General features: G+C 46.4%; 16 protein-coding genes and 1 pseudogene. 8 read left to right on the top strand and 9 right to left on the bottom strand.

The window, feature by feature from the left end:
• Nucleotides 1-84 precede the first annotated feature (84 nt).
• Nucleotides 85-567, bottom strand: coding sequence for a MarR family winged helix-turn-helix transcriptional regulator (locus BUA17_RS00730; protein ID WP_063564745.1), 483 nt, complete (start codon nucleotides 565-567; stop codon nucleotides 85-87).
• Nucleotides 568-756: 189 nt separating this feature from the next.
• Between BUA17_RS00730 and BUA17_RS00725 the strand changes: the two genes are divergently transcribed.
• Nucleotides 757-1281 (top strand): NAD(P)H-dependent oxidoreductase, encoded by a 525-nt coding sequence (locus BUA17_RS00725; protein WP_063564746.1) that lies wholly within the window; start codon nucleotides 757-759, stop codon nucleotides 1279-1281.
• A gap of 252 nt (nucleotides 1282-1533) precedes the next feature.
• Nucleotides 1534-2640 (top strand): FAD-dependent monooxygenase, encoded by a 1107-nt coding sequence (locus BUA17_RS00720; RefSeq protein WP_072732329.1) that lies wholly within the window; start codon nucleotides 1534-1536, stop codon nucleotides 2638-2640.
• 163 nt (nucleotides 2641-2803) lie between these two features.
• Here BUA17_RS00720 and BUA17_RS00715 read toward each other — a convergent pair whose 3' ends face one another.
• Nucleotides 2804-4897 (bottom strand): acyltransferase family protein, encoded by a 2094-nt coding sequence (locus tag BUA17_RS00715; RefSeq protein WP_072732328.1) that lies wholly within the window; start codon nucleotides 4895-4897, stop codon nucleotides 2804-2806.
• A gap of 514 nt (nucleotides 4898-5411) precedes the next feature.
• Nucleotides 5412-5972, bottom strand: coding sequence for a flavin reductase family protein (locus BUA17_RS00710; RefSeq protein ID WP_072732327.1), 561 nt, complete (start codon nucleotides 5970-5972; stop codon nucleotides 5412-5414).
• A gap of 220 nt (nucleotides 5973-6192) precedes the next feature.
• Between BUA17_RS00710 and msrA the strand changes: the two genes are divergently transcribed.
• Entirely contained in the window at nucleotides 6193-6708 is a 516-nt protein-coding gene (gene msrA / locus BUA17_RS00705) for a peptide-methionine (S)-S-oxide reductase MsrA (protein WP_072733433.1), read from the top strand.
• Between the two features lie 56 nt (nucleotides 6709-6764).
• Here the strand turns inward: msrA and BUA17_RS00700 are convergent.
• A pseudogene (locus BUA17_RS00700) lies at nucleotides 6765-7457 on the bottom strand (HAD family hydrolase); the annotation flags it as partial.
• Nucleotides 7458-7647: 190 nt separating this feature from the next.
• On the opposite strand from BUA17_RS00700, the gene BUA17_RS00695 reads away from it, so the two are divergent.
• The 3 genes from BUA17_RS00695 (at nucleotide 7648) to BUA17_RS00685 (ending at nucleotide 11867) form a co-directional block, all read left to right on the top strand.
• Nucleotides 7648-9408, top strand: coding sequence for a DEAD/DEAH box helicase (locus BUA17_RS00695; protein ID WP_072732325.1), 1761 nt, complete (start codon nucleotides 7648-7650; stop codon nucleotides 9406-9408).
• A 2-nt stretch (nucleotides 9409-9410) separates the two neighbouring features.
• Nucleotides 9411-10628, top strand: coding sequence for a YqhG family protein (locus BUA17_RS00690; RefSeq protein ID WP_072732324.1), 1218 nt, complete (start codon nucleotides 9411-9413; stop codon nucleotides 10626-10628).
• 213 nt (nucleotides 10629-10841) lie between these two features.
• Entirely contained in the window at nucleotides 10842-11867 is a 1026-nt protein-coding gene (locus BUA17_RS00685; RefSeq protein WP_211754033.1) for a hypothetical protein, read from the top strand.
• Nucleotides 11868-11962: 95 nt separating this feature from the next.
• Here the strand turns inward: BUA17_RS00685 and BUA17_RS00680 are convergent, their stop codons facing one another.
• Nucleotides 11963-12187, bottom strand: coding sequence for a YqzE family protein (locus BUA17_RS00680; RefSeq protein ID WP_064639170.1), 225 nt, complete (start codon nucleotides 12185-12187; stop codon nucleotides 11963-11965).
• Nucleotides 12188-12379: 192 nt separating this feature from the next.
• Between BUA17_RS00680 and BUA17_RS00675 the strand changes: the two genes are divergently transcribed.
• On the top strand, nucleotides 12380-13153 hold the full coding sequence (locus BUA17_RS00675) for an N-acetylmuramoyl-L-alanine amidase family protein (RefSeq protein ID WP_072732322.1): 774 nt from the start codon (nucleotides 12380-12382) through the stop codon (nucleotides 13151-13153).
• Here BUA17_RS00675 and BUA17_RS00670 read toward each other — a convergent pair.
• Complete coding sequence (locus BUA17_RS00670; protein ID WP_244552048.1) at nucleotides 13128-14072, bottom strand: divergent polysaccharide deacetylase family protein; 945 nt, start codon at nucleotides 14070-14072, stop codon at nucleotides 13128-13130. The genes BUA17_RS00675 and BUA17_RS00670 overlap by 26 nt on opposite strands.
• A 76-nt stretch (nucleotides 14073-14148) precedes the next feature.
• Nucleotides 14149-15045, bottom strand: a complete 897-nt coding sequence (locus BUA17_RS00665; protein WP_072732321.1) for an AraC family transcriptional regulator — start codon at nucleotides 15043-15045, stop codon at nucleotides 14149-14151.
• A 210-nt stretch (nucleotides 15046-15255) separates the two neighbouring features.
• On the opposite strand from BUA17_RS00665, the gene BUA17_RS00660 reads away from it, so the two are divergent.
• Complete coding sequence (locus BUA17_RS00660; protein WP_072732320.1) at nucleotides 15256-17694, top strand: glycosyl hydrolase family 95 catalytic domain-containing protein; 2439 nt, start codon at nucleotides 15256-15258, stop codon at nucleotides 17692-17694.
• Nucleotides 17695-17776: 82 nt separating this feature from the next.
• Here BUA17_RS00660 and BUA17_RS00655 read toward each other — a convergent pair whose 3' ends face one another.
• Both BUA17_RS00655 and BUA17_RS00650 read right to left on the bottom strand, forming a co-directional pair.
• A complete protein-coding gene (locus BUA17_RS00655) occupies nucleotides 17777-19381 on the bottom strand; it encodes an extracellular solute-binding protein (protein WP_072732319.1) in 1605 nt (534 codons plus the stop codon).
• Nucleotides 19382-19514: 133 nt separating this feature from the next.
• Nucleotides 19515-20405: a carbohydrate ABC transporter permease gene (locus BUA17_RS00650; protein ID WP_063564764.1), complete on the bottom strand. Its 891-nt coding sequence runs from the start codon at nucleotides 20403-20405 to the stop codon at nucleotides 19515-19517.
• Nucleotide 20406: the final 1 nt, after the last annotated feature.

Below are 20406 nucleotides of genomic sequence, written 5' to 3'. Positions count from 1 at the left end.
AAAAAATTAAAACGCCAGCCTTCAAGATTCAAGTCCCAAAGCGGGCTCAAATTCTTGAAGGCTGGCGTTTTACACACCATATATTTAGCGATGCGTTTGTTCCAACGTTTTCATTTTTTCCAGCAGTTTCAGCTCAATTTTCTTCAGCATGCCAAACATCTGCAGTTGTTCCTCTTCCGTAAGCGCCTGCAAAAGTTCCCACGTCATCCGACCGCGATTATTAATCAACGTTCTTGCAAGCTGCTTCCCATCTTCAGTTAAAGACAACCATACAATTCTTCGGTCCTCTTCACTGCGCACCCGCTGGATCAGACCTTCGCTCTCCAGTTGATTCAGCACAATTGTGGTTGCTCCAGAAGATAGACTAAGTTGTCTGGCCACATCCACAGCCATACAGCGTTCTTCACGCAAAATCATGCCCAATATATGACTTTTCGTCGGATTCAATTTGCAGTTTGTTTCATTTCTTTGCTGCTGATCCAATACTTTATTTTTATATCTGAAGAAGGCCTCCAACAATTGATCGACATTTGCCAATTGAGAGTTTCGCTCCGTATCCGGGCTCATAAACGTTCCTCCTACCTTTGATCATAACCTACCTTATATTGTAACATATTTGTACTATTTTGTTTGTGAAAAATGCGCTTGTTTCCCAAAACCCTTTACTTGTCTGTAAAGTTCATGCTTATTTTGCCGTTTCATGTGACAAGCTACCTTATAGCATGAACAGATAACCACACAAGGAGGAATCAAGCAATGAACATTTATATTGTTTTCGATAGTGAAGGCGGTCATACACGAGCGCTTGCCGAGTCGATTGCTGCTGGCGCAGCCAGCGTGCATGGTGCAACCGTTCATTTGCATTCCACAGAAGAAGCCGACATTTACAAGCTGGTGGAAATGGACGCCATTATCTGGGGCTGCCCCGGACATTTTGGCTCCATCAGCTCCGGGTTGAAAAATTGGATCGACAAGCTGGGCTACCTCTGGGCAGAGGGCAAGCTTGTAGACAAAGTAGGTGCGGTGTTCTGTACCATCGCAACCGAGCATGGTGGACTGGAGTCAACGTTGATTCATCTGCTGACACCCATGCTACATCAGGGCATGATCATTACCGGACTACCTGGAAACTTTGCAGATAATGCATTATATGGCTCCTATTATGGTGTTGGGGTGACTTGTCCGGTGGACAGTGATGATCTGCTCAGCGAACAGGGCATAGCACTGGGTAAAGCTCTGGGAGAACGCGTGGCTCGCATAACCAACCGACTGATCACATAGATATCAGAGTATTTCCCTTAAAAGAATTTGCTGTTCTTATCAAGCCTGCGCTCATAAGCTGAAAAGCAGTACCGCAGGCTTGAATCCTCCTTCCTGTAGAGAAATAGAAGGATTCTATTGCATTATTGGATTGAATTTGTTTATAATAACGTATATCTTTAAAGTTACTTTTAGTTACTTAATGATTTTTATAAATCTGTTATTATAAAGTAATAGGTTATTCATCCATTATATTGCAAGGGAATTTTACACATGAATCAAAATACGTATTTAAAAACTGACGTTTGTATTGTGGGAGCTGGCCCTGGAGGGGCGCTACTCTCATTCCTGCTGAAACGGCAGGGAATATCCACCATTCTGATCGAGCGCCAGCCGCACCTTCTTAAGTCGTTTCGTGGCGAAGTGCTTAATGCAGATGGTGAACATGTATTGAATAAACATGGGTTATACCCTTCTGTCACCCAGCGTGGCGTGCTGCCTCTGGAGCAAATTCAATATTGGGAGAACGGTCAGATCATCCACACCATTTTCCCTGAAGAGCAAGAATCCCATGTGGGCATTCATGTGCCTCAGGATCATCTGCTGGAAGTCATCGTGTCACAATCACAGAACCAGGAAAACGAACAAGTCCTTTATAATACGGTTATGACTGGATTATTACGGAATAAGGCTGACCACACGGTTGGAATCAACATTCGGCAAGAAGGACGGCCTGCTTCCATTGAAGCAGCGGTTATTGTTGGTGCAGATGGCAGATATTCAGCTGTACGCAGACACGCTGGTCTGACCCCGGATATCCGCAAACATGGATACGATCTGTTATGGGCTCGCATTCCTGCTCCAGCAGGCTGGGAACCTGCTGTTCGAATGGCCAGTATGGATGGTCAGCAGTTGGCGCTATTCTCACAATTTGGAGGATACGTACAGATCGGATGGAACATCCCGCAAGGGTCCTTCTCCAAGCTGCGTGAACAGCCTTTTGCTCCCTTTGTACAGAAACTCGTGGCGGCCTTCCCCTGTCTCGCTGATTCGGTAGCTCAACATATCCAGACATGGAGTGATTTTGTTTTGTTATCCGTTGAGAGCAGTTTCGTCGATTCGTGGGCGCAGGACAATGTGGTCTTGCTTGGTGATGCTGCTCACACAATGACTCCAACGGGCGCTTTTGGATTGAATGCCGCATTGGAAGATGCGGACGTGCTCGCTGAGCTGCTCATTGATATGGCAGCCGATCAATTCACTTCTACAGAACGGCTGCAAGAGCTGCAGGCCCGACGTGGAGAAAAAGTGAAGCAGCAGTTGGCTAGGCAACTGGAGATGGAGTCTTCGTTCCAGCAGCGGTACGAATCTTTTCAATAATGGGGCGTGTTATTCACGCACCGCGTAAATCAACAAACAGCCGATGACTCCCTGTTGGGGAAGCATCGGCTGTTTTGTTCTTTGTGGAGTTAACCTGAATATCTCTAATTTGGGTCCGTAAACATTCATGAATTTATAAATAAATGAATAGATAAGTTCTGATTTATTTCATACTCTCTTTCACAAGTGCCGCAAAAGCTTCCGAACCTTCCTTCGTCAGATGTACGCCATCTTTTTCGAAATATTCGTCATGTCCTTCACTTGCAGTGTGCCAGTCAATGAGAGATACATTGCTATAATCGGACGCCGCTTCGTTCAGTGCTTTATTCACGGTTCGTTCCCATGGGCGAGGGACTCGCACAGTAACCAGATAAACATGTTCTTCATCTTTCAAATAATCCAGCACAGAATTCAGACTTTTGGAATTGAAGGAACCGTTTGTTCCAAGCTCCAGTACGACCTGACTGCCCATTTGGTTATTTCTCTTCAGGCCATCCAGTACATCGGCAGCCTCCCACATCTGACGGCCGATATGACCGTCCACGTGCACGCCCGAAATGGTTTGTTCAAGATAAGGCTTGGCGTCCAAAATAACTGAATCTCCAATGACCGTATAATGAATCTTGCCATCTTTGGCTGGAGGGGCTGTTTCCTCTTGCTCTTTGGACGAATCTGATGTATTGACAGGATCCTCGGGTTGTTCATTACCGCTGTCTTCTGGATTTCCAGGATTGTCGGTGCTTCCTTTGGGTTTACCAACAGCATGGTTCGAGTCGCCAGGAGTTGATCCTTTCTGCTCACCTGAAGTTGGTTCCTCAGATTTCGGAGCATTACCTGGCTTCGTCGTTTGCTGTTCTCCTTTGCCTGGTGGATCTCCAGCGTTCGCCGCTGGTTTATCGTTTTTCTGTGGCGCAGGTTGGTTGTTGGCCCCGGAGGTGCTCACTGTTGCTGGAAGAACGTCCTGCCCCTTTTCCTCCGTTACGGAATGATCTCCATTCAGCGTGGCCGACATCGATACCGAATGGGAATCAGAATTCGCTGCTGACGTAATCATCATCTGTGACACCGTAAAGCACATCAACAGAATACTCATCAGCAATCCAGCGCGCTTCCACCATACGTTGCGAATACCTGTTGCATTGCGCCCTCTTCCCCATAACCGGGACCAGGAATCACGAAATCCGTTATGACGAATTGGATTTTCAATATATTTAAGTGACAAGGAGGCCAGTGCAACCGTTGCTGCAACCTGCAAAACCATTCGCACAGGATGTGCTCCACCCGTGTCTACCGTTGGACTCGTTAGAATAATGACAGGATAGTGCCACAAATATAATCCATAGGATCGTTCCCCGATCCAGCGCAATGGCTTGGCGCCAATGAGCCGTGCCAGGAAGGATGAAGGATGAGCCAGTACAGCTACGAGCAATGTCGTCGCAATGGCCTGAAGCACCATTCCTCCTCGATACAATGAAGGGTCGTACTCACTGCTATTCAGCATCATGTAGATTAACCAAGCCAGCGCAGCTAAACCTAACACGTCCAGGACAAGGCGATTGATGCGGGCAAGGGATGACGATAGTTTGCGACTCGGCCAAACCACGGCCAGTGCAGCACCAGCCAGTAAGGCGAATGCTCTTGTGTCTGTTCCGTAATAAACACGGCTCGGGTCTAGATCCGGATTATACATAATGGCCATCGCACCAGCAGACAATTCAGCTGCCACGACAATAAAGACGACCAGCCATCCCTTTCTTTTGAACAAAACGATTGCTGCGACCAGTAGAAGGGGCCAAACAATGTAAAACTGTTCTTCCACAGCCAGCGACCAGAAATGTCCAAAGGGTGATGGAGGGCCGAAACTTTCGAAATAGGAAACGTTATGAAAGATATACCACCAATTGCTTATGTATAATACTCCCGAGACAATGTCACCACGCAACGCAGCCAGTCGAGATGGATCTGTGCAAAGCAGCCAAATCATCACCACTGCAGTCATCGTGATCATGCCAGGTAACAAGCGCCTTACTCTTCGCACCCAGAAATCACCGAGCGAAATCCGGCCATGCTCCTGCCATTGTGTCAAAAGAATATCTGTAATCAAATACCCTGATAGAACAAAGAAAATGCCTACACCGAGCAAACCGCCCGGAATAAAACCTAAATTCAGATGATACCCTATTACTGCAAGCACAGCGATGGCTCGCAAACCATCCAGTCCGTTCATATGCCGCTTGCTTTTCAACGATTGTGACATGCGAGCCCCTCCTTGACAATGTGAGTCGACATCATCCATGTCTGGGGCGTTCGAGAACTCCTTGTGGTTCTGGTTGTCATTAACATACGTATTGCACCTTCCATCATTCATTTACAACATAAAGAAGACGTGTTACTTAACCATGATGTTTTATGATTACGATTTCTTTATATCTTTGTCGTTATGTCCCGTTTAGCATTATACGCCCGAAAGATTATTCACAAATTACAGTAATAGTTACAATCCAGTGAAACGATGTAACCTTTCCTGCCAAGCATATATAGCTGTAAAATCATACTCTAATTTTATTGTTAAATACAGCATTTTTCATAGAATGGCTAATATTACCTTACCTTTTATTTCATATCTGAGCAGATCCTTCTGAGGGTCTGGAGTGTACACTTATGCCAATAGGAAAAGGCTGCCGACTTGCTCAGCAGCCAATAACCATTATAAACCTATCTCTTGCCGGATTGAAAGTTTTGCTCATAATTGCATCTTGGTGCCTAGGACCCTAGAGGTAAAACGGATGAACCTTCTCCTCCGCACTCCCATCAAGAATCCGATAAGAGGATCGTCCTACGTACATTGGAATCTGCAATTTGTCCAGATTAACCATTCCATTTTCCAAGAAGTATTCCGGGTCTTGATACCGCTGTAATACTTCACCTGCAATCCATTCATGATCCCCATATGTTGTGATATCGATTACCTTGCACTCGTAAGCAAAATAAGATTCAGTCAGAATGGGTACTTTCACTTTAATTCCTTCTTCGTATGTAATCCCGAATTTCGAGAATTTGTCTGTGTCTCTTCCACTGAAGGTTCCCGCAGCCTGAATCCACTCCGAATGATGACCCGGAAGGAAGTGTACCCCGAATACTCCACTCTGCTCAATCAATTCATAAGAGTACGTTTCCTTCCTCAGCGATATCCCGTAAATTCCGGGAGACGACCCAATATAGGTATGCCAGCCTGAGGCCATCACATTCTGCATGTCCTTATGACGAGACGTCACTACCGCCACCATGCCTGGATATGAATAAAACATAGGTTCATCTATCGGTTTCCGCATCTGATCACCTCTTCGTTTTTAATTGGCCCCAAAGCAGCACTAGGCCGTTTTTCTCATCCATTATTATACAATATAAGTAAAGGATGAGAAAGAATTACTTCCTTATCACAAATCACTTTTTGAAAAGAAGAGGCTGGGTGAACTATCAAATGGATTGCGTTATGACTAGTATTCATAGTAATCTTGATTAAACACAACTGAGAAATGGGGAATAGCAGTGATTGAAAAAGCAACGTTTGCCGGGGGATGTTTCTGGTGTATGGTAAGTCCCTTTGAAGAGCAGCCCGGCATTCACGGGATTATATCCGGATACATGGGTGGAACCGTAGAAAACCCTACATATGAGCAAGTATTGACCGGGGAAACGGGGCATTTGGAAGTTGTGCAAATCTCGTTTGATCCAGCCATTTTCCCATATGAGAAATTGCTTGAGCTGTACTGGCCGCAGATCGATCCCACAGATGCCACGGGTCAGGGTAATGATCGCAAAAGCCAATATCGGGCTGCCATCCTGTATCACAATGAAGAGCAACGCCAATTGGCCCTGAAATCCCGAGAGGAACTTGCCAACACAGGCCGATTCGATAAACCTGTCGTTACTGCCATTGAGGAAGCCTCCGTATTTTATCCGGCAGAAGAATATCATCAAAATTTCCATCGCAAAGATCCGAAATATTATAAAGAATCCCGGATTTATTCCGGACGCGATGAAATTATCAAGAAATATTGGAGTTAATCTCTTTAAATAATTAATAAAGCGGCCACATGGGCCGCTTTTTTGTTGCATCCATTTTACAGTACACCGATTAAAGTCTTCAACCCCTCAATGCTATCAATAACCCGATCCGCCTGAGCTAGTTCATCGGCTTGAGCAAAGTCAAAATTACATCCAATGGAAATTAAATCATTATCCTTCGCCGCCTTAATGTCAGACAATCGATCCCCGATAACCATCCCATGAGTGATCTTATATTTCTCCACGATGGAGCGTACGAGATCAGATTTATTTTGTGATGAAATCTGCTGTATGCTGAAGGTTTCCGTTACCCACTCATCCAAATGATAATAGGTTACGATGGCATTCAAGTATTCGATTTGTCCATTACTCGCTATGTATATCGGTATACTCTTCTCTTTGCAGTATTGAAAGAACTCTTCTACGTACGGATATAGTGCTCCATGGCCTGCCTCGATATTGGCAATTAACTTTTCATGAAACCATTCATTTGCTTGTTGTCTAATCTGGTCCGAGTATCCGGGCAATAAATTCTCCCAGACGACGGGCAGAGGAACTCCCATAATCTCACGGTACTTTTCTATTGGCGTATTCTGCTCCCACAATCCCTTTGATCTCAGATGATTAAAAGTGTCATGTAGAGAAGTTTCCAATATTCGATCTGTCTGAAATAACGTACCATCCATATCAAAAATCAATGAAAGCATAAACAGATTCTCCTCCTTCATATTCAGGATATAGTTTGAGATATAATAGTCACTCTACTTAAGTAAAGTGACTATTCATCAACATACGTGAATACCTATCATTTTACAACCCTTCCAAACTTTCTGATTGAAATCACCCCTTATTCCAAGGTTGGTTATGAACTGCCTCTCATTCGTCAATACTATTACCTACGAATAAAACGTCATCACGAATGGCAGGGGAGGAAGCACCATGAACCGGAAAAACCCGCATCAACTTAATCAACCTGCAGCAGAACTACCCGTTCCGCTTGAATTCGATCGCAGCTGGATCACCCAACTGGAGTCCAGACTCGATAAAGGCGGCCCTTGGGGCGATTACAGACTCTTTCAACTTGGCATTCAAGCCGAAGAGACGAATCTGATTCCCAACTTTGATGAAATCCAATGTCTGAAGCATTTACAGGGACTCACCCCTCTTCCACACCAGATGGATACTGCACGCAGAGTACTGTTTGAAATGTCAGGCCGTGCCATTCTCGCCGATGAGGTTGGACTTGGCAAAACGATTGAAGCTGGCCTGATTTTGAAAGAATATATGGTCCGTGGACTTGTATCCAAAGTGCTCATTCTCGTGCCTGCGTCACTTGTACTACAATGGGTCCGGGAGCTGAATTCCAAATTTGGCATCCCAGCGATTGCACAGAAAAAAGCCTATTCCTGGCAAAATGAAATCGTGGTTGCCTCTATGGATACAGCAAAGCGTGACCCGCATAAAGATATGCTGCTGAATACAGATTACGACATGATTATTATCGACGAGGCTCATAAGCTCAAAAATAAAAAAACAACGAACTATCAATTCATGCTGAAATTGCGGAAAAAGTATTGCCTGCTGCTTACGGCTACACCGGTACAGAATGACATGAGCGAGCTGTTCAACCTCATTAATCTGCTCAAGCCGGGACAGCTTGGCCGTCAGGGTGATTTTGCAGCCAACTTTGTCGTCGACAAACGTATTCCGAAAAATCAGGAGCAGCTCAAGGATGAGTTGTCCAAAGTCATGATCCGTAACCGTCGCGGTGAAGGACCTGTTCAATTTACCAAACGGAACGTGTCCAATGTGAATTTGCAGCTTTCGCCTGAAGAACAAGCCCTTTACGATGGGGTGACTTCCTTTGTGAAGGATCAGTACCAGGAAGCCGGCGGCAATCTGAGCAGCATGCTTTCGCTAGTGACGTTGCAGCGAGAAGTATGCAGCAGTCGGGATGCCGTGTTTGTGACGTTGGTCAATCTGTCGAAGAAGCTTCCACTGGACTCCCCACTGAGGGATAAGATTTGGGAGCTCGTTGCCCATATTAAAGCGATCAAGGAAAATACGAAAGCCGAAAAAACGATGGAACTCGTTCGTGACATGAATGAGAAGGTTATTATTTTCACCGAATACCGTGCCACGCAGGAGTATTTGCTCAATTATTTTCGCAACAACGGCCTAACCGCTGTTCCCTACCGGGGCGGCATGAACCGTGGTAAAAAAGACTGGATGATGGACCTCTTCCGTGGTCGCGTACAAGCGATGATTGCAACCGAGGCGGGCGGTGAGGGTATCAACCTGCAATTTTGCCATCACATGATCAACTTCGACCTGCCCTGGAATCCCATGCGAGTTGAGCAGCGGATCGGTCGCGTACACCGATTGGGACAGCAGAATGATGTGAACATCTACAACCTTTCGACGACAGGTACAATCGAGGAGCATATTCTGAATCTGCTTCATGAGAAGATCAATATGTTCGAGATGGTTATTGGTGGATTGGATGTCATTCTGGAGCGGCTGGAGAAGAAGGAATCGATCGAAAAGAGTTTGTACAAAATCATGCTTGAATCACAAAACGAAGAGGATATCCGCCGTAAAATGGACTCGCTTGGACAATCGTTGAACTCCATTCAGCGCGAAGTCGCAGATGAAGCACCAGCCGTATCCGGGCTTGATATTCGTAAAGGAGGCCTCTGATCATGACCATGTCACCCCATGAAGTGCAAGCGTATGTGCTCACTTACCTGGAAACACTTGATTGTCAGATTATGGAGCGTTCTCCTGCCCATGTTACGGTAAAACTTTCACCTGAAGCCGACAAGGCATTAACCAACCGTCCGTATTATTGGGGATTTGTGGAGCGAACCGGTGCACCTGCGGAGACGATGTCCTTTACATTCGTCTTTGATCCGGATGCCCATCAGCAAGCGTTGGAAGCTGAAGAAGCAAAAGCTGCACAGTTAGCTCCTCCAACCTCACCAGGTACCGGTACCCCCGAGGCTCCCAAAGATACCATTCTAGGTCGGTACTTCGGTATTGTCCCTTCTCTGCCTCAGCTGGGACCCGGACGGATTTTGAAAGAAGATGTTGTATATGGCAGTCGCAGGTTGCAGCAGATCTTCAATGCAGCACGTGAAGGCGGCGCATTCGTGAACCTGTTCGAACAGGCTGCAAAAAGGCAATTGCGAGCTACCGCGCCAGCAGTATATGAGCCATGGCTTGGTGTGTGTTTTAAAGTGGAATTCGCCTGTGATCTGAAAAAAGAGGAACTTCATTTTATCGGCATTTCCCTCAGAACAGGGGAAATTGTCGAGAAGTTCGGCTCGAAACTGAACAGGCGTGACCTTAGCCCAAGGCTGGCGGAGAACATGCACGTACAGACCGCCAAAGTATCGCTAGCCGATGCCGGGGCAGCTCTGGAATCGCATTTGACAAATCGCTTGCTGGAACTCGACTATAGCTGGGCAGAGAAAGCCAAAGAACGGCTTGATCTGGAGCTTGCTGTTGTGGATACGTACTATGAAGCAGTTCTTAGAGAGGACACCCCTGAGGTCGACGTTGATACAACCTCTGCCTCCAGCACAGACGGTAGTTCAACGGATCAGGAACATGCAGGGACCGGGCCATTTACCCAAATTCAGACTTCTCGCTCCGGCCCTACTCGTATCCAGAAAGCACATCTACAGCCCGTCGAACCAACTGGCGTGATGATTGGAGCAGATGTCGAACTCGCTGCTGAAGCTGCTGTTCAGGCAGAACCAGAAACGGACCCGGGACAGGAGAAAGCCCGCCAAGCGGTCATGGACCGGGAAGCTATGAAGCTGCAATATGAAACACGGCGTACCGAAATGATCTGGCAATATGAGCCCAAAGTGAAGGTGACCGCGATTAGCAGCGGCATGTTTCATTTGAGATAGACGACGAAGACACTACTTTTCCCGCAAATGACGGCAAAAGTAGTGTTTATTCATGAGTGGCAGCCCGACAGGTTGCAGCAACCTTTGCATAACCTGTCCTCTAAAATGGAATTAGAAACGAGCACGTAGCGAAAATGGAGTCCGTTTTGTCAGGATATGTACCCCAGAAAAGTAGGTGTTAGCATGAAACGACCCTTCCACAAGGGATGGAACGTGATTCGCCGTATAACCGGCATTGTAATGTGTTTTCTATGTATAATCACCCTGCTCCCCTTACTGCAAGCTGAAGGTGCTGGAATCCAAAATGCAACTAGGTCCGTACTACCCACTACATTGGCCACAAGTACGGCGGAACTTCATTCCGACACACTGGCTCCTGATGCAGTACAACAATTTGCTCGCGAGCAAGCCATCATTCTAAGTACTGAACATGAGGGGAACCATTGGAATCATGCTCAATTGGACTTTTATCCCCTCGGTCCAGGCACACGCAGCTGGTTGGTATACGCTAATGTTGGAGAGTCACCTGTTGGTTATATGATCATTTCCGCTAATGACCAAGGACAATTTCAACTTACCGAGTACGGTCAGGGAGAACAACGACCGTACAACATTTCCTTGTTGGATCAAGCTCTGGATCGACAGCAACTGGACTTGAAGAAGATGATTAATGACGGAGGAGGGCTTCAATTACGTTATGCGCCTCCCCTGCTCGCTTATTGGAAAGTGGAGAGACCTAACGATGATGCAATCTATATTGACGCAACCAACGGCGACACCTTACCAACGGGTATTTTGGATGCACTGGATACGGACTCACGGCAGGCTACGAGTCGAATGAAGTTCATAAGGTCAATATCTGTACAAGCTGTCGTGATGACCCCCGAGGATTCGCCACAAGTCTCCTCGTTGTCGTTGTCCGTTGACTCCATGGATCTGCAACCTCTCTTTGATCCCGCGGACAATCTGTTATGGATCACTTCAAAAGCACTTTCGATCAATGGCGTAAAGACATTGAATCAGCAATGGAAAGAGCATAAGAAGATCATTTTCTCTGCAGATGAGAAAAATGTCTTTTATGGCGGGGCTTTGCCTGTCAGTGGTTATCAAATCTGGCGTGACGACCGTGGAACCGTTCAAAAACAATATGTAGCTATTGGCGGGAATACTTCGGTAAGACGATTTGTACCTCTTCAGACTTTGCTGCGGGACGGGCATTTCTATGCTGTGAAACCTTGACCGATCTATACAACAAATAAGACGCCTTCCTCTGGTTCTTCATAGGAATGCGTCTTTTTCTTTGGAAGAAGCTACTACCTATGTTGGTTCTTGATTCACCCTTTACCTGAAGAGCTTCGTTTCTGCATTTTCCCCTGCGAATTCATTGCTTTTTCCTTTTTTCCAACCCATAGAGATACAGCAAAAGGAATCATTCCAAACCACTTCATTGTCCACGGCTCTTTGGCTTTGGTGCGTCCTTTACGCTCATCCTTCGGAGTGTCGATATAATGAACGACTCGCTCTGTAATGTATTTCACCAGCTCATCACTTTTGGCCATAACCTCTGCCTCCTTAGCTCCGGCAAAGCCGGGGCTTGTGTTATCTCTATTGTGTGCAGAAGCGATCATCAATAAACATTTTTTTTGCTGCAAGAGTATGAAAAACAGAAGAATGCACAGTCTAATGCCAAAGGTATCCATCCACTCACTTATGGCATAAGATACCTATTTCAAGAAGGAGCGTGTATTCTCATGTATAAGCTGCTGGCCGCATCGATGGCATTGCTAATCAGCATCAGTTCCATCCCTCTGACCTCCCATGCCAGCGCGGCAAAATTTGCCTTAACCGATCTGCCTACATTGCATTCACAACAATCACCCATAAGCCCATCCATGCTGCCGGTAACCGATGGGGATGCCTATCACTCCACTCATCATGCGTTTGCAGCACCTGTCATCCTTCTAGACGTTGGTCATGGCGGCATTGACGGTGGAACAACAGACCATGGCGTACTGGAAAAAGACATCAACCTAGCCATTAGCCAAAAAGTGTATCTTCTGCTTCGCAGCAAGGGTTATGCAGTCATCATCAACCGACTTGGCGACTATGCGCTGAGTGACGAGAATCGCTGGTTAAACAGTCGCTCACGCCATCGCAGAGATTTGGCTCAACGCAAAAGCCTTAGCGAAGAGGTCAGCACCGACATCGTCGTCAGTATCCATGCCAACTGGAGTCCAAGATCAGCTGCTCGTGGCCCAGTTGTTTTACATCAGAACGAAGGACGAAGCTACATGCTCGCAAGTTCCATTCAGAATCAGCTAAATCAATTGTACAAGACGGAGCGCGATGTGGTATGGGGCAAGCCCTTTTACCTGTTAAATCATGTGAAGCAACCCGCTGTAATTGTTGAAACCGGATTTCTGAGCAATGCACACGATCGCGCAATGATCAGCGACCCGGGCGAACAGAAACGGATTGCACAGTCCATTGCTAATGGCATTATTTATTATCTGTCGGCAGTTTAGGCTCAGCTTGCCAATGCCACACATCTCGGACCAGATCGCTAATACCGACGAACTCAATCTGACCTTTGAGCCGAGATACGGATTCATGGACGACAGCAGAGGTATTTAATCCGGTATGACCAACGTGACCGATCACTACACACACATCTTTGTCGAGAGCACGTTGGGCTGCCAAATCCATTTGCTTGCGTATTTGTTGTTTGGAATTGTGGTCATCTAGAAAAATATCGTTGCCGACGGGTGGCATGTTTTTGGTGATGGCCAATTCCCCTACCACAGATCGAAAATTGGTACGACTATCCACAAAAAATAGCCCGCGCTCTTGACATACATCCAATACAATGGACATGATCCGTTTATCAGACGTAATTTTGGAACCCATATGGTTGTTCATGCCGACGGCATAAGGAACTTCATCTATGGCTTTCTCGACTCGATCACGCACTTCCTCATCCGTCAGATTGGATGTGATCGCACCTGGCCCAAGCCATTCTGGTCTTCCCTTTTTGGGCTCCATTGGCATGTGAACAATCACATCCATTCCTTTTTCATGTGCGGCAATCGCATCTTTCTTCGTCGTTGGCAAGAATGGCATCACGGCCAACGTTAACTTAACCGGGGTCGCCAAAATTTCAGAAGTACCTTTCATGTCATTCCCCGCATCATCAATGATGATCGCCATTCGTTTACGCTGCGATTTGTCTGCCGGAGTTGGTGATATCTGACCTGAAGTTGAACCAGGTACTTGTATTAAGGTTTGCTCCATTAACATTTGCTCTGGCTGCCCTGAACGAATTTGTGATTCCGCACTGCTGGCAGAAAAGCCAAAACCATAAACCATGAATATCGTACCTGTGAGTACCACTGACATTTTAAATTTCCAGGTGCAGGACCACCCTTTTCGTCCGGCCTTATTCATCCATCGTTCCCTCCTTTGTTCTGTCCCATCATTATTTGAACAATGAAGGGGGAATATGTAGACAAAAAAAGCCTGTTCATTCCAATGGAGCGCTGAAGGCCGCTGTGTTGGAATGATATAAGCGATATTGGCGAGGAGCCTGACCTGTCAGTTGATGAAAAAGGCGAGAGAAGTAATGAACCGAGCTAAAATGATATTTTTCAGCAATTTGAGTGATATTTAATGTCGTGTGAAGCAAATCATACTTCGCCCGTCCAATACGAAAGTGATTCATATACTGGATGGGGGAGTATCCTGTAGATTTCCTGAACAGCTCGAAAAAATGACCACGGCTCATTTTGAGACTTTTGTGATAGATATCCAGCGGCTTGGGTGCTCCGTGAAGTAAGTCCTTCTCCAAAATTTTAAGAATATGGGCTATCCGGCGATCAGGGATTAAATTCCCCTTCTCCATGCAGCAGTTCAGAAAATAGTCGATAAACGTCTGAAAATGACGCTGAATCGTCAAGCTCCGCATAAAAGTCTGCTCATTGGTGTATGAACCACTTTTATAAAAGTCTTGGAACAGATCCTGCCAGATTCGCAGCGACTCCACCTTTGAAATCTCCCTAAGTTCATATGGAAAGGCTGGGCCAACAAAAGCTTGTTGCAACACCTGCGGCGGATAACAGATCGGACAGGCCTTATCAAATACCGCTTTTCGCTCCACATAGTGCCAATCAAAATAACAACACAGATGTACCATAGGGTTATCCCCATCAGCCACCCATTCATGTAATTGCCCTGCTGGAATATAGACCAGCGAACCAGGACCGAGCTTGCTGCTCAGACCATTTATACTTAATATCCCATACCCTTCGCTGATCAAGTAAATGGAACTGGTATAACAAATTCGTGGAGAACTCGACTGTCCCTTCGCAAAAGGGTATCGGGTCGCCAAATATACATAGGGATGCAAGGAAGCAAAATTCATTGGAAGTTTCCTTTCCGACTCCGTTTTTCTCGATGTTAACCTTTCATCTCCATCATCGAAAGGTACAATTGGGGACTAGAGGTACATATCAGCAGAGCACCAATTGATCTGACGATCGTGCAAATCATGGACGTCTTGCTAAATACAGCTAACTGCTGTTCAGATACAGTAATAACTGTACATCGCATGACTTCATGAGGAGGACGAATTGTGCAGAAGAAGGATAGTCTAACGAAGAGAAAAAACGAGATAAAAAAGAACAGAGGCTATGAACGGGCCAAGCAGCATCCCATTTCCTTCACTGGTCCTGCGCCGGATTTTTTTGAAGGCGCACTACTGGGCAATGGGGGACTGGGTATTGTCGTAACAACCCGTCCTGACGCTGTGATGCTCCATTTTGGACACAACAATGTATGGGATATTCGTCTCGCCGAAGAACACGGTGAAGAGCTCATGACTTTCCAAGAGGTATATGAAAGATTTGCTGCTCTGCCAGCAGATTTACCGCAATTAACGGATCATCCGTGGTACAAACAGTATTGTGAGATGGCCGGGCAAAATTACAGTAAGGCATATCCCAAGCCCATGCCCTGCGGGTCACTTCTGCTGCGGTATGATCGGCGAAAGGCCGAAGTCATCGGCCATGCCATGGACATTGCCAACGGCCTTTGCACGATTGATTTCCTGATCGATGGCAAACCTGCTGTATTCGAACTCTTTGTGGAAGGAGCGCACGACCGGGTCTGGATGAAAGTAAGCGATGCCGCGACGGGTGCTCTGGTTCCCTTATTCGAGGAGATCAAGCTCATTCCTGATCCCGAAACACCGCCTGAATTTCCTCAAGCAGCAGTCGTAACCAGCGAAATTACGGGTAGACAGTCATTTACGCAAATTTTGCCGCATGTTGAGCATCCCGCTACGCCCTATATCACACATGAAAAAGATAGAGCTTTCCGGCTCGCTATTAGCTCGTCTGGATTAACAGCAATGAAGGAACATGCTTTGCATCATCAGACGCCCGCAGTCAACGGCTCTACTCTGGGAGAATCTGTACAAGGCTTTTTGGCCTGCGCAGAGCTGTGGGAAGGCCTTTACAGTGAACTCAATATTGAGGCCGACCCGCCAGAACTATCTTCCTTTAGTCAAGCTAAGGAAGAATCGAATGTAATGTGGCGTGATTATTGGAGCCGCTCCTCCGTCTCTCTGGAAGATGAATTTCTGGAGCGTATCTGGTACCACAATCTTTACTTTTTTAATTGTGCCGTGAGAGAGGGCGTTACCTGTCCAGGCCTATTCGCCAACTGGAGCTACCGTACCATCGGTGCAGACTGGCATGGGGATTACCACATGAATTACAACACACAGCAGCCATTTTGGCTCTCATTCTCCAGCAATCATCTGGACAAACATCTGCCCTACGTGGATATGGTTGATCATGTACTTCCCATCAGCCGAGCATGGGCACGTGATTATTACGGACTAAGCGGAGCTTATTTCCCCCACTCAGCCTATCCTGTTGAGATGTCCATGATGCCCTACCCTGTCCCGCACTGGGGATGGGAAATCTGTGAGACGCCTTGGACCGTACAAAGTCTATGGTGGCACTATCTATATTCCATGGACGTGACGTTCCTGCGTGATCGTGCATTTCAACCCATGAAAGAAGCCGTGCTGTTCATGGTCGATTACATGAATCGTCCGGAAGCACAGGGTGAACGTTGGGGAGATGGTAATTATCACATTTTTCCGACGGTGGTGCCGGAGCTATATGAGATTTCACCCGGCTTTGCCAAAAACAAAGACTGCCTGATCGACCTGACTCTGACACGATTTCTGTTCAATGCGTTCACCCAGGCCTGCGGTGTTCTTGAAAGGATAGAATCCGAGCAGGAACTGCTAGAGAATGTAGAGGAGATTTTAAACCAGTTCCCTTCTTATCCCACAGCCGAATCACGCAACGGTCCAGTCTTTGTGTCGGTGGAGGGGGAAGATCCTGACGTGGTGTATAACGTCCCGATTCCTATTACGACTGTATTTCCAGGTGAAGATCACGGGCTTCATTCGTCAGAGGAGGAATATCAGACCGCAGTAAACTCCTACCTTAACCACCGCAACGAAGGCGGGAATGAACTGGTATTCTTTCATCTTGCCGGAGCCCGGCTTGGCGTGTTGGATCTGGAACGCTTCAAGCGTCAAATCCAGTATTGTCTGCTATCAAACGGTACTTGTACAGATCGGGTCCTGATGAGCGGTGGTCGCTATGCTGACACGGAGAACTTCGATTTCATGTCACGCATGGGCATCTGGTTCGAAAATTTCTCCCTGCCTGCCGTTATCAATGAATGCCTTCTTCAAAGTTATAATGGCACCCTGCGCTTCTTTCCCAACTGGCCGAATGGACAAAAAGCAGAGTTCCATACTCTCCGTGCTGTGGGAGGCTTCCTTGTCAGCGCGGCTTTTGTGGATGGGGAGACGGATTGGATCGAGATTGAGAGCGAAGCTGGTACTTCCCTAACCTTCTATATCTCATGGGCAGAAGGGGCATTGTGCACAGTTTCTTCTGGTGAACAATATATGTTTTCTGGTCAGGTTGGCAAGATCTCAACCGTAGCAGGAGATATCATCTCCATTGTTAAAGCGACGTTTTAGCGTATCTTGTAAAATGTGACCATAAATAAGAAGCGTCCCTGACCATCCCGGGACGCTTCTTAGTACCAAATTTACTCTTCAATTACTTGGAAGACCACAGTTCCATACGCTGAGCATATTTCTCGTTAATGATATCTTCCACTTTCTCATCGCCAGCCTTCTTCATATCCTCCAGCATCTTGTCAAATACGGAGTTGGCTTCAGCTTCACTTGGAGCAATAATGGCTCTCGTGATGCTCTGATCCATAATATCCTTCACCTTCTGGGCCGTCAGTGCTTGAGGTGTTCCCCCATCCGGATTCAGGTTATCATACTGTGCTGTATCCCATACGGAATCACCAAGACTCTTGAGGGCCAGTTCATCCACTTCACTGCGTTGGAATTTAACGGCCATGTCGTACGGCTGTCCATTTGGATCCAGGCCATTTTTGACAAACCATAACCATTTACGAACGCCACTTTTCTTCACCGTATCATCCCAGTTATCCTTGAAGCTTTTCAGGAATGCAGGGTCCGGTTGTCGCTTGCCATCCACCATAGTGTATTGCTCGCCTTCCTTGCCCCACAGCAGCAAATGCTGTCCTTCATCACTCGCCAGATAATTAAACAGCTTTATGGTTTCTTCCGGGTGTTTGTTGTTTTTGGTAATCGCAATGGCATCCCATCCAAGCGAGCTTCTTGGGCCAAATGTTGTTTGAGCCGGGTCTACACCTGGAGCAACAACCTTGTATGCGAACAACTGATTTTTTTCCCCGCCATCTTTCTTCAAGGCGCCATTGCCGTTACCTGGGTCCCAATAGGCACCTGGTGTAGAGAATACTGCGCCAGTCGTCAGCTTTTGAATCCAAGTCTGTGTTTTGCTGATCGCAAATTCCTTCTCAATCAGACCTTCTCTATATAAGCGATTGATATATAACAGCATCTCGCGATATTTGGGGTCTTTAACATCATATTGCAGACGTCCATTGTTGTCATAGTAGGCTTTTAAGCCCCACATGCCTTTGAATGTTCCCAAATTCGCGCCCATGTTCTCACCGTTCATCGTCATGGGAATGGACTCTTTGCCATCAATCGTGTTGTATTTTTCTTTAAAATTTTTCAGGAGTGCTTCAAACTCATCCGTTGTAAGTGGCTTTGAACCATCTGCTTTGTCTGGAAGAAACTCTTCCAGCAGGTTTTGTCTCATCAGCATACCGAAGACCGGATCACTGTCGAGTCCATACCAGTTTGCCAGATAGTAGTTCTTGCCGTCTGTATAACGTGTTTTGGTCAAGGTTTCGCCATACATCTCTTTCAAGTCAGAACCATACTTTTCAATTAACTCATCCAGTGGAATGAATGCACCGCTTGAAATGTACTTATCAAGTGAAGCGTCTCCCCGACTCATGACCACCACATCCGGATAGTCACCACTGGCGAGCATCAAGCTTAGTTTTTCCGTTGGATTACCTGTTGGTTGTTGGATGGAGATCTCTATGCCCGTCTTTTTGGTAATTTCCTGGGCAATTGCATCGGTAAATGGTTCTCCTTTGGTATTGCCATCAAACCACGTCAGCGTAATCGGCCCTTGTTCCCCATCTTTACCCGCTGTATTATTCTCCCCATCATTGGAGGAGCAGCCCGCAAGTAAACCAACGACTAATGCAGCCGTAATTCCCATGTTCATCCATTTTTTTGTCTTTATCATTGACACCCTAATTCCTCCCAATGAATAAATTCCTGTAGTGCTAGATTGAGCATTTCCAAAACGATCTTTGCCCACCCCCTTTCAGGGAGAAGCCACCGGACAAGCCTTCCCTGCAACCGGATCACGGAATAGATTAACTCTTAACAGCTCCCAAAGTCATGCCTTTAACAAAGTATTTTTGCAGGAACGGGTACACCATAACGATTGGTAAGGTGGCCACCATGGTAGCAGCCATTCGAATGGTATCACTCGAAACAGCATTTCGTTTAGCAGAGTTGGCCAGCATCTGCGATTGTGAAATCATGCCGCCAGTCTGAAATTGATTCAAGATTTTAACGAGCACGGCCTGCAGGGTCTTCAGGTCCGAGCTGTAGGTGAACGCATAGGAATCAAACCAGGCATTCCAATGCCCAATCGCTTGAAAAAGTCCTATTGTGGCAAGTACAGGTGTTGTCAGCGGCATCACAATCCGGAAGAAAATCGTCAGATCGTTAGCCCCATCTACCCTGGCCGATTCTTCAATCTCATGGGGCAGCTGCTCCATAAAGGTACGGACAATAATCATATAGAAGACATTCATCAAACTTGGCAAAATGAACACCGAAAATGTATCGATCATGTTCAGTGCCTTAAGCACCATGTAGAAAGGAATGAGTCCACCACTGAAATACATGGTAAAGATAAAGTACAGGTTCCAGCCTTTGCGACCAACCAGATTCCGCCGACTTAGCGGATACGCAAGCATCGTAATGACGAGAACCGATAGCGGTGCGCCAATCAGCGTCCGTTTGACGGTTACCCACAGCCCGTTTAAAATCTCACTATCTTTCAAAATCTGCTGATAGCTGTCCAAGGTCAAGTCCCTGGGCCACAAGTAAACGCCGCCCCGTACCGTATCCTCCGCGCTGTTCAATGAAAGAACGAGTATATTCCAAAACGGAAGAAATGTAACCAGTAATACGAGAATAAGAATGAAATACACAATAATTTTGAAAATACGATCCCCGAATCTGTTCAGAATCATC

Source organism: Paenibacillus sp. ov031 (assembly GCF_900143165.1).
GTDB lineage: Bacteria > Bacillota > Bacilli > Paenibacillales > Paenibacillaceae > Paenibacillus > Paenibacillus marchantiae.
Note: the sequence above shows the minus strand (reverse complement) of the source record. Positions and strands in the feature narration are given on the sequence as shown.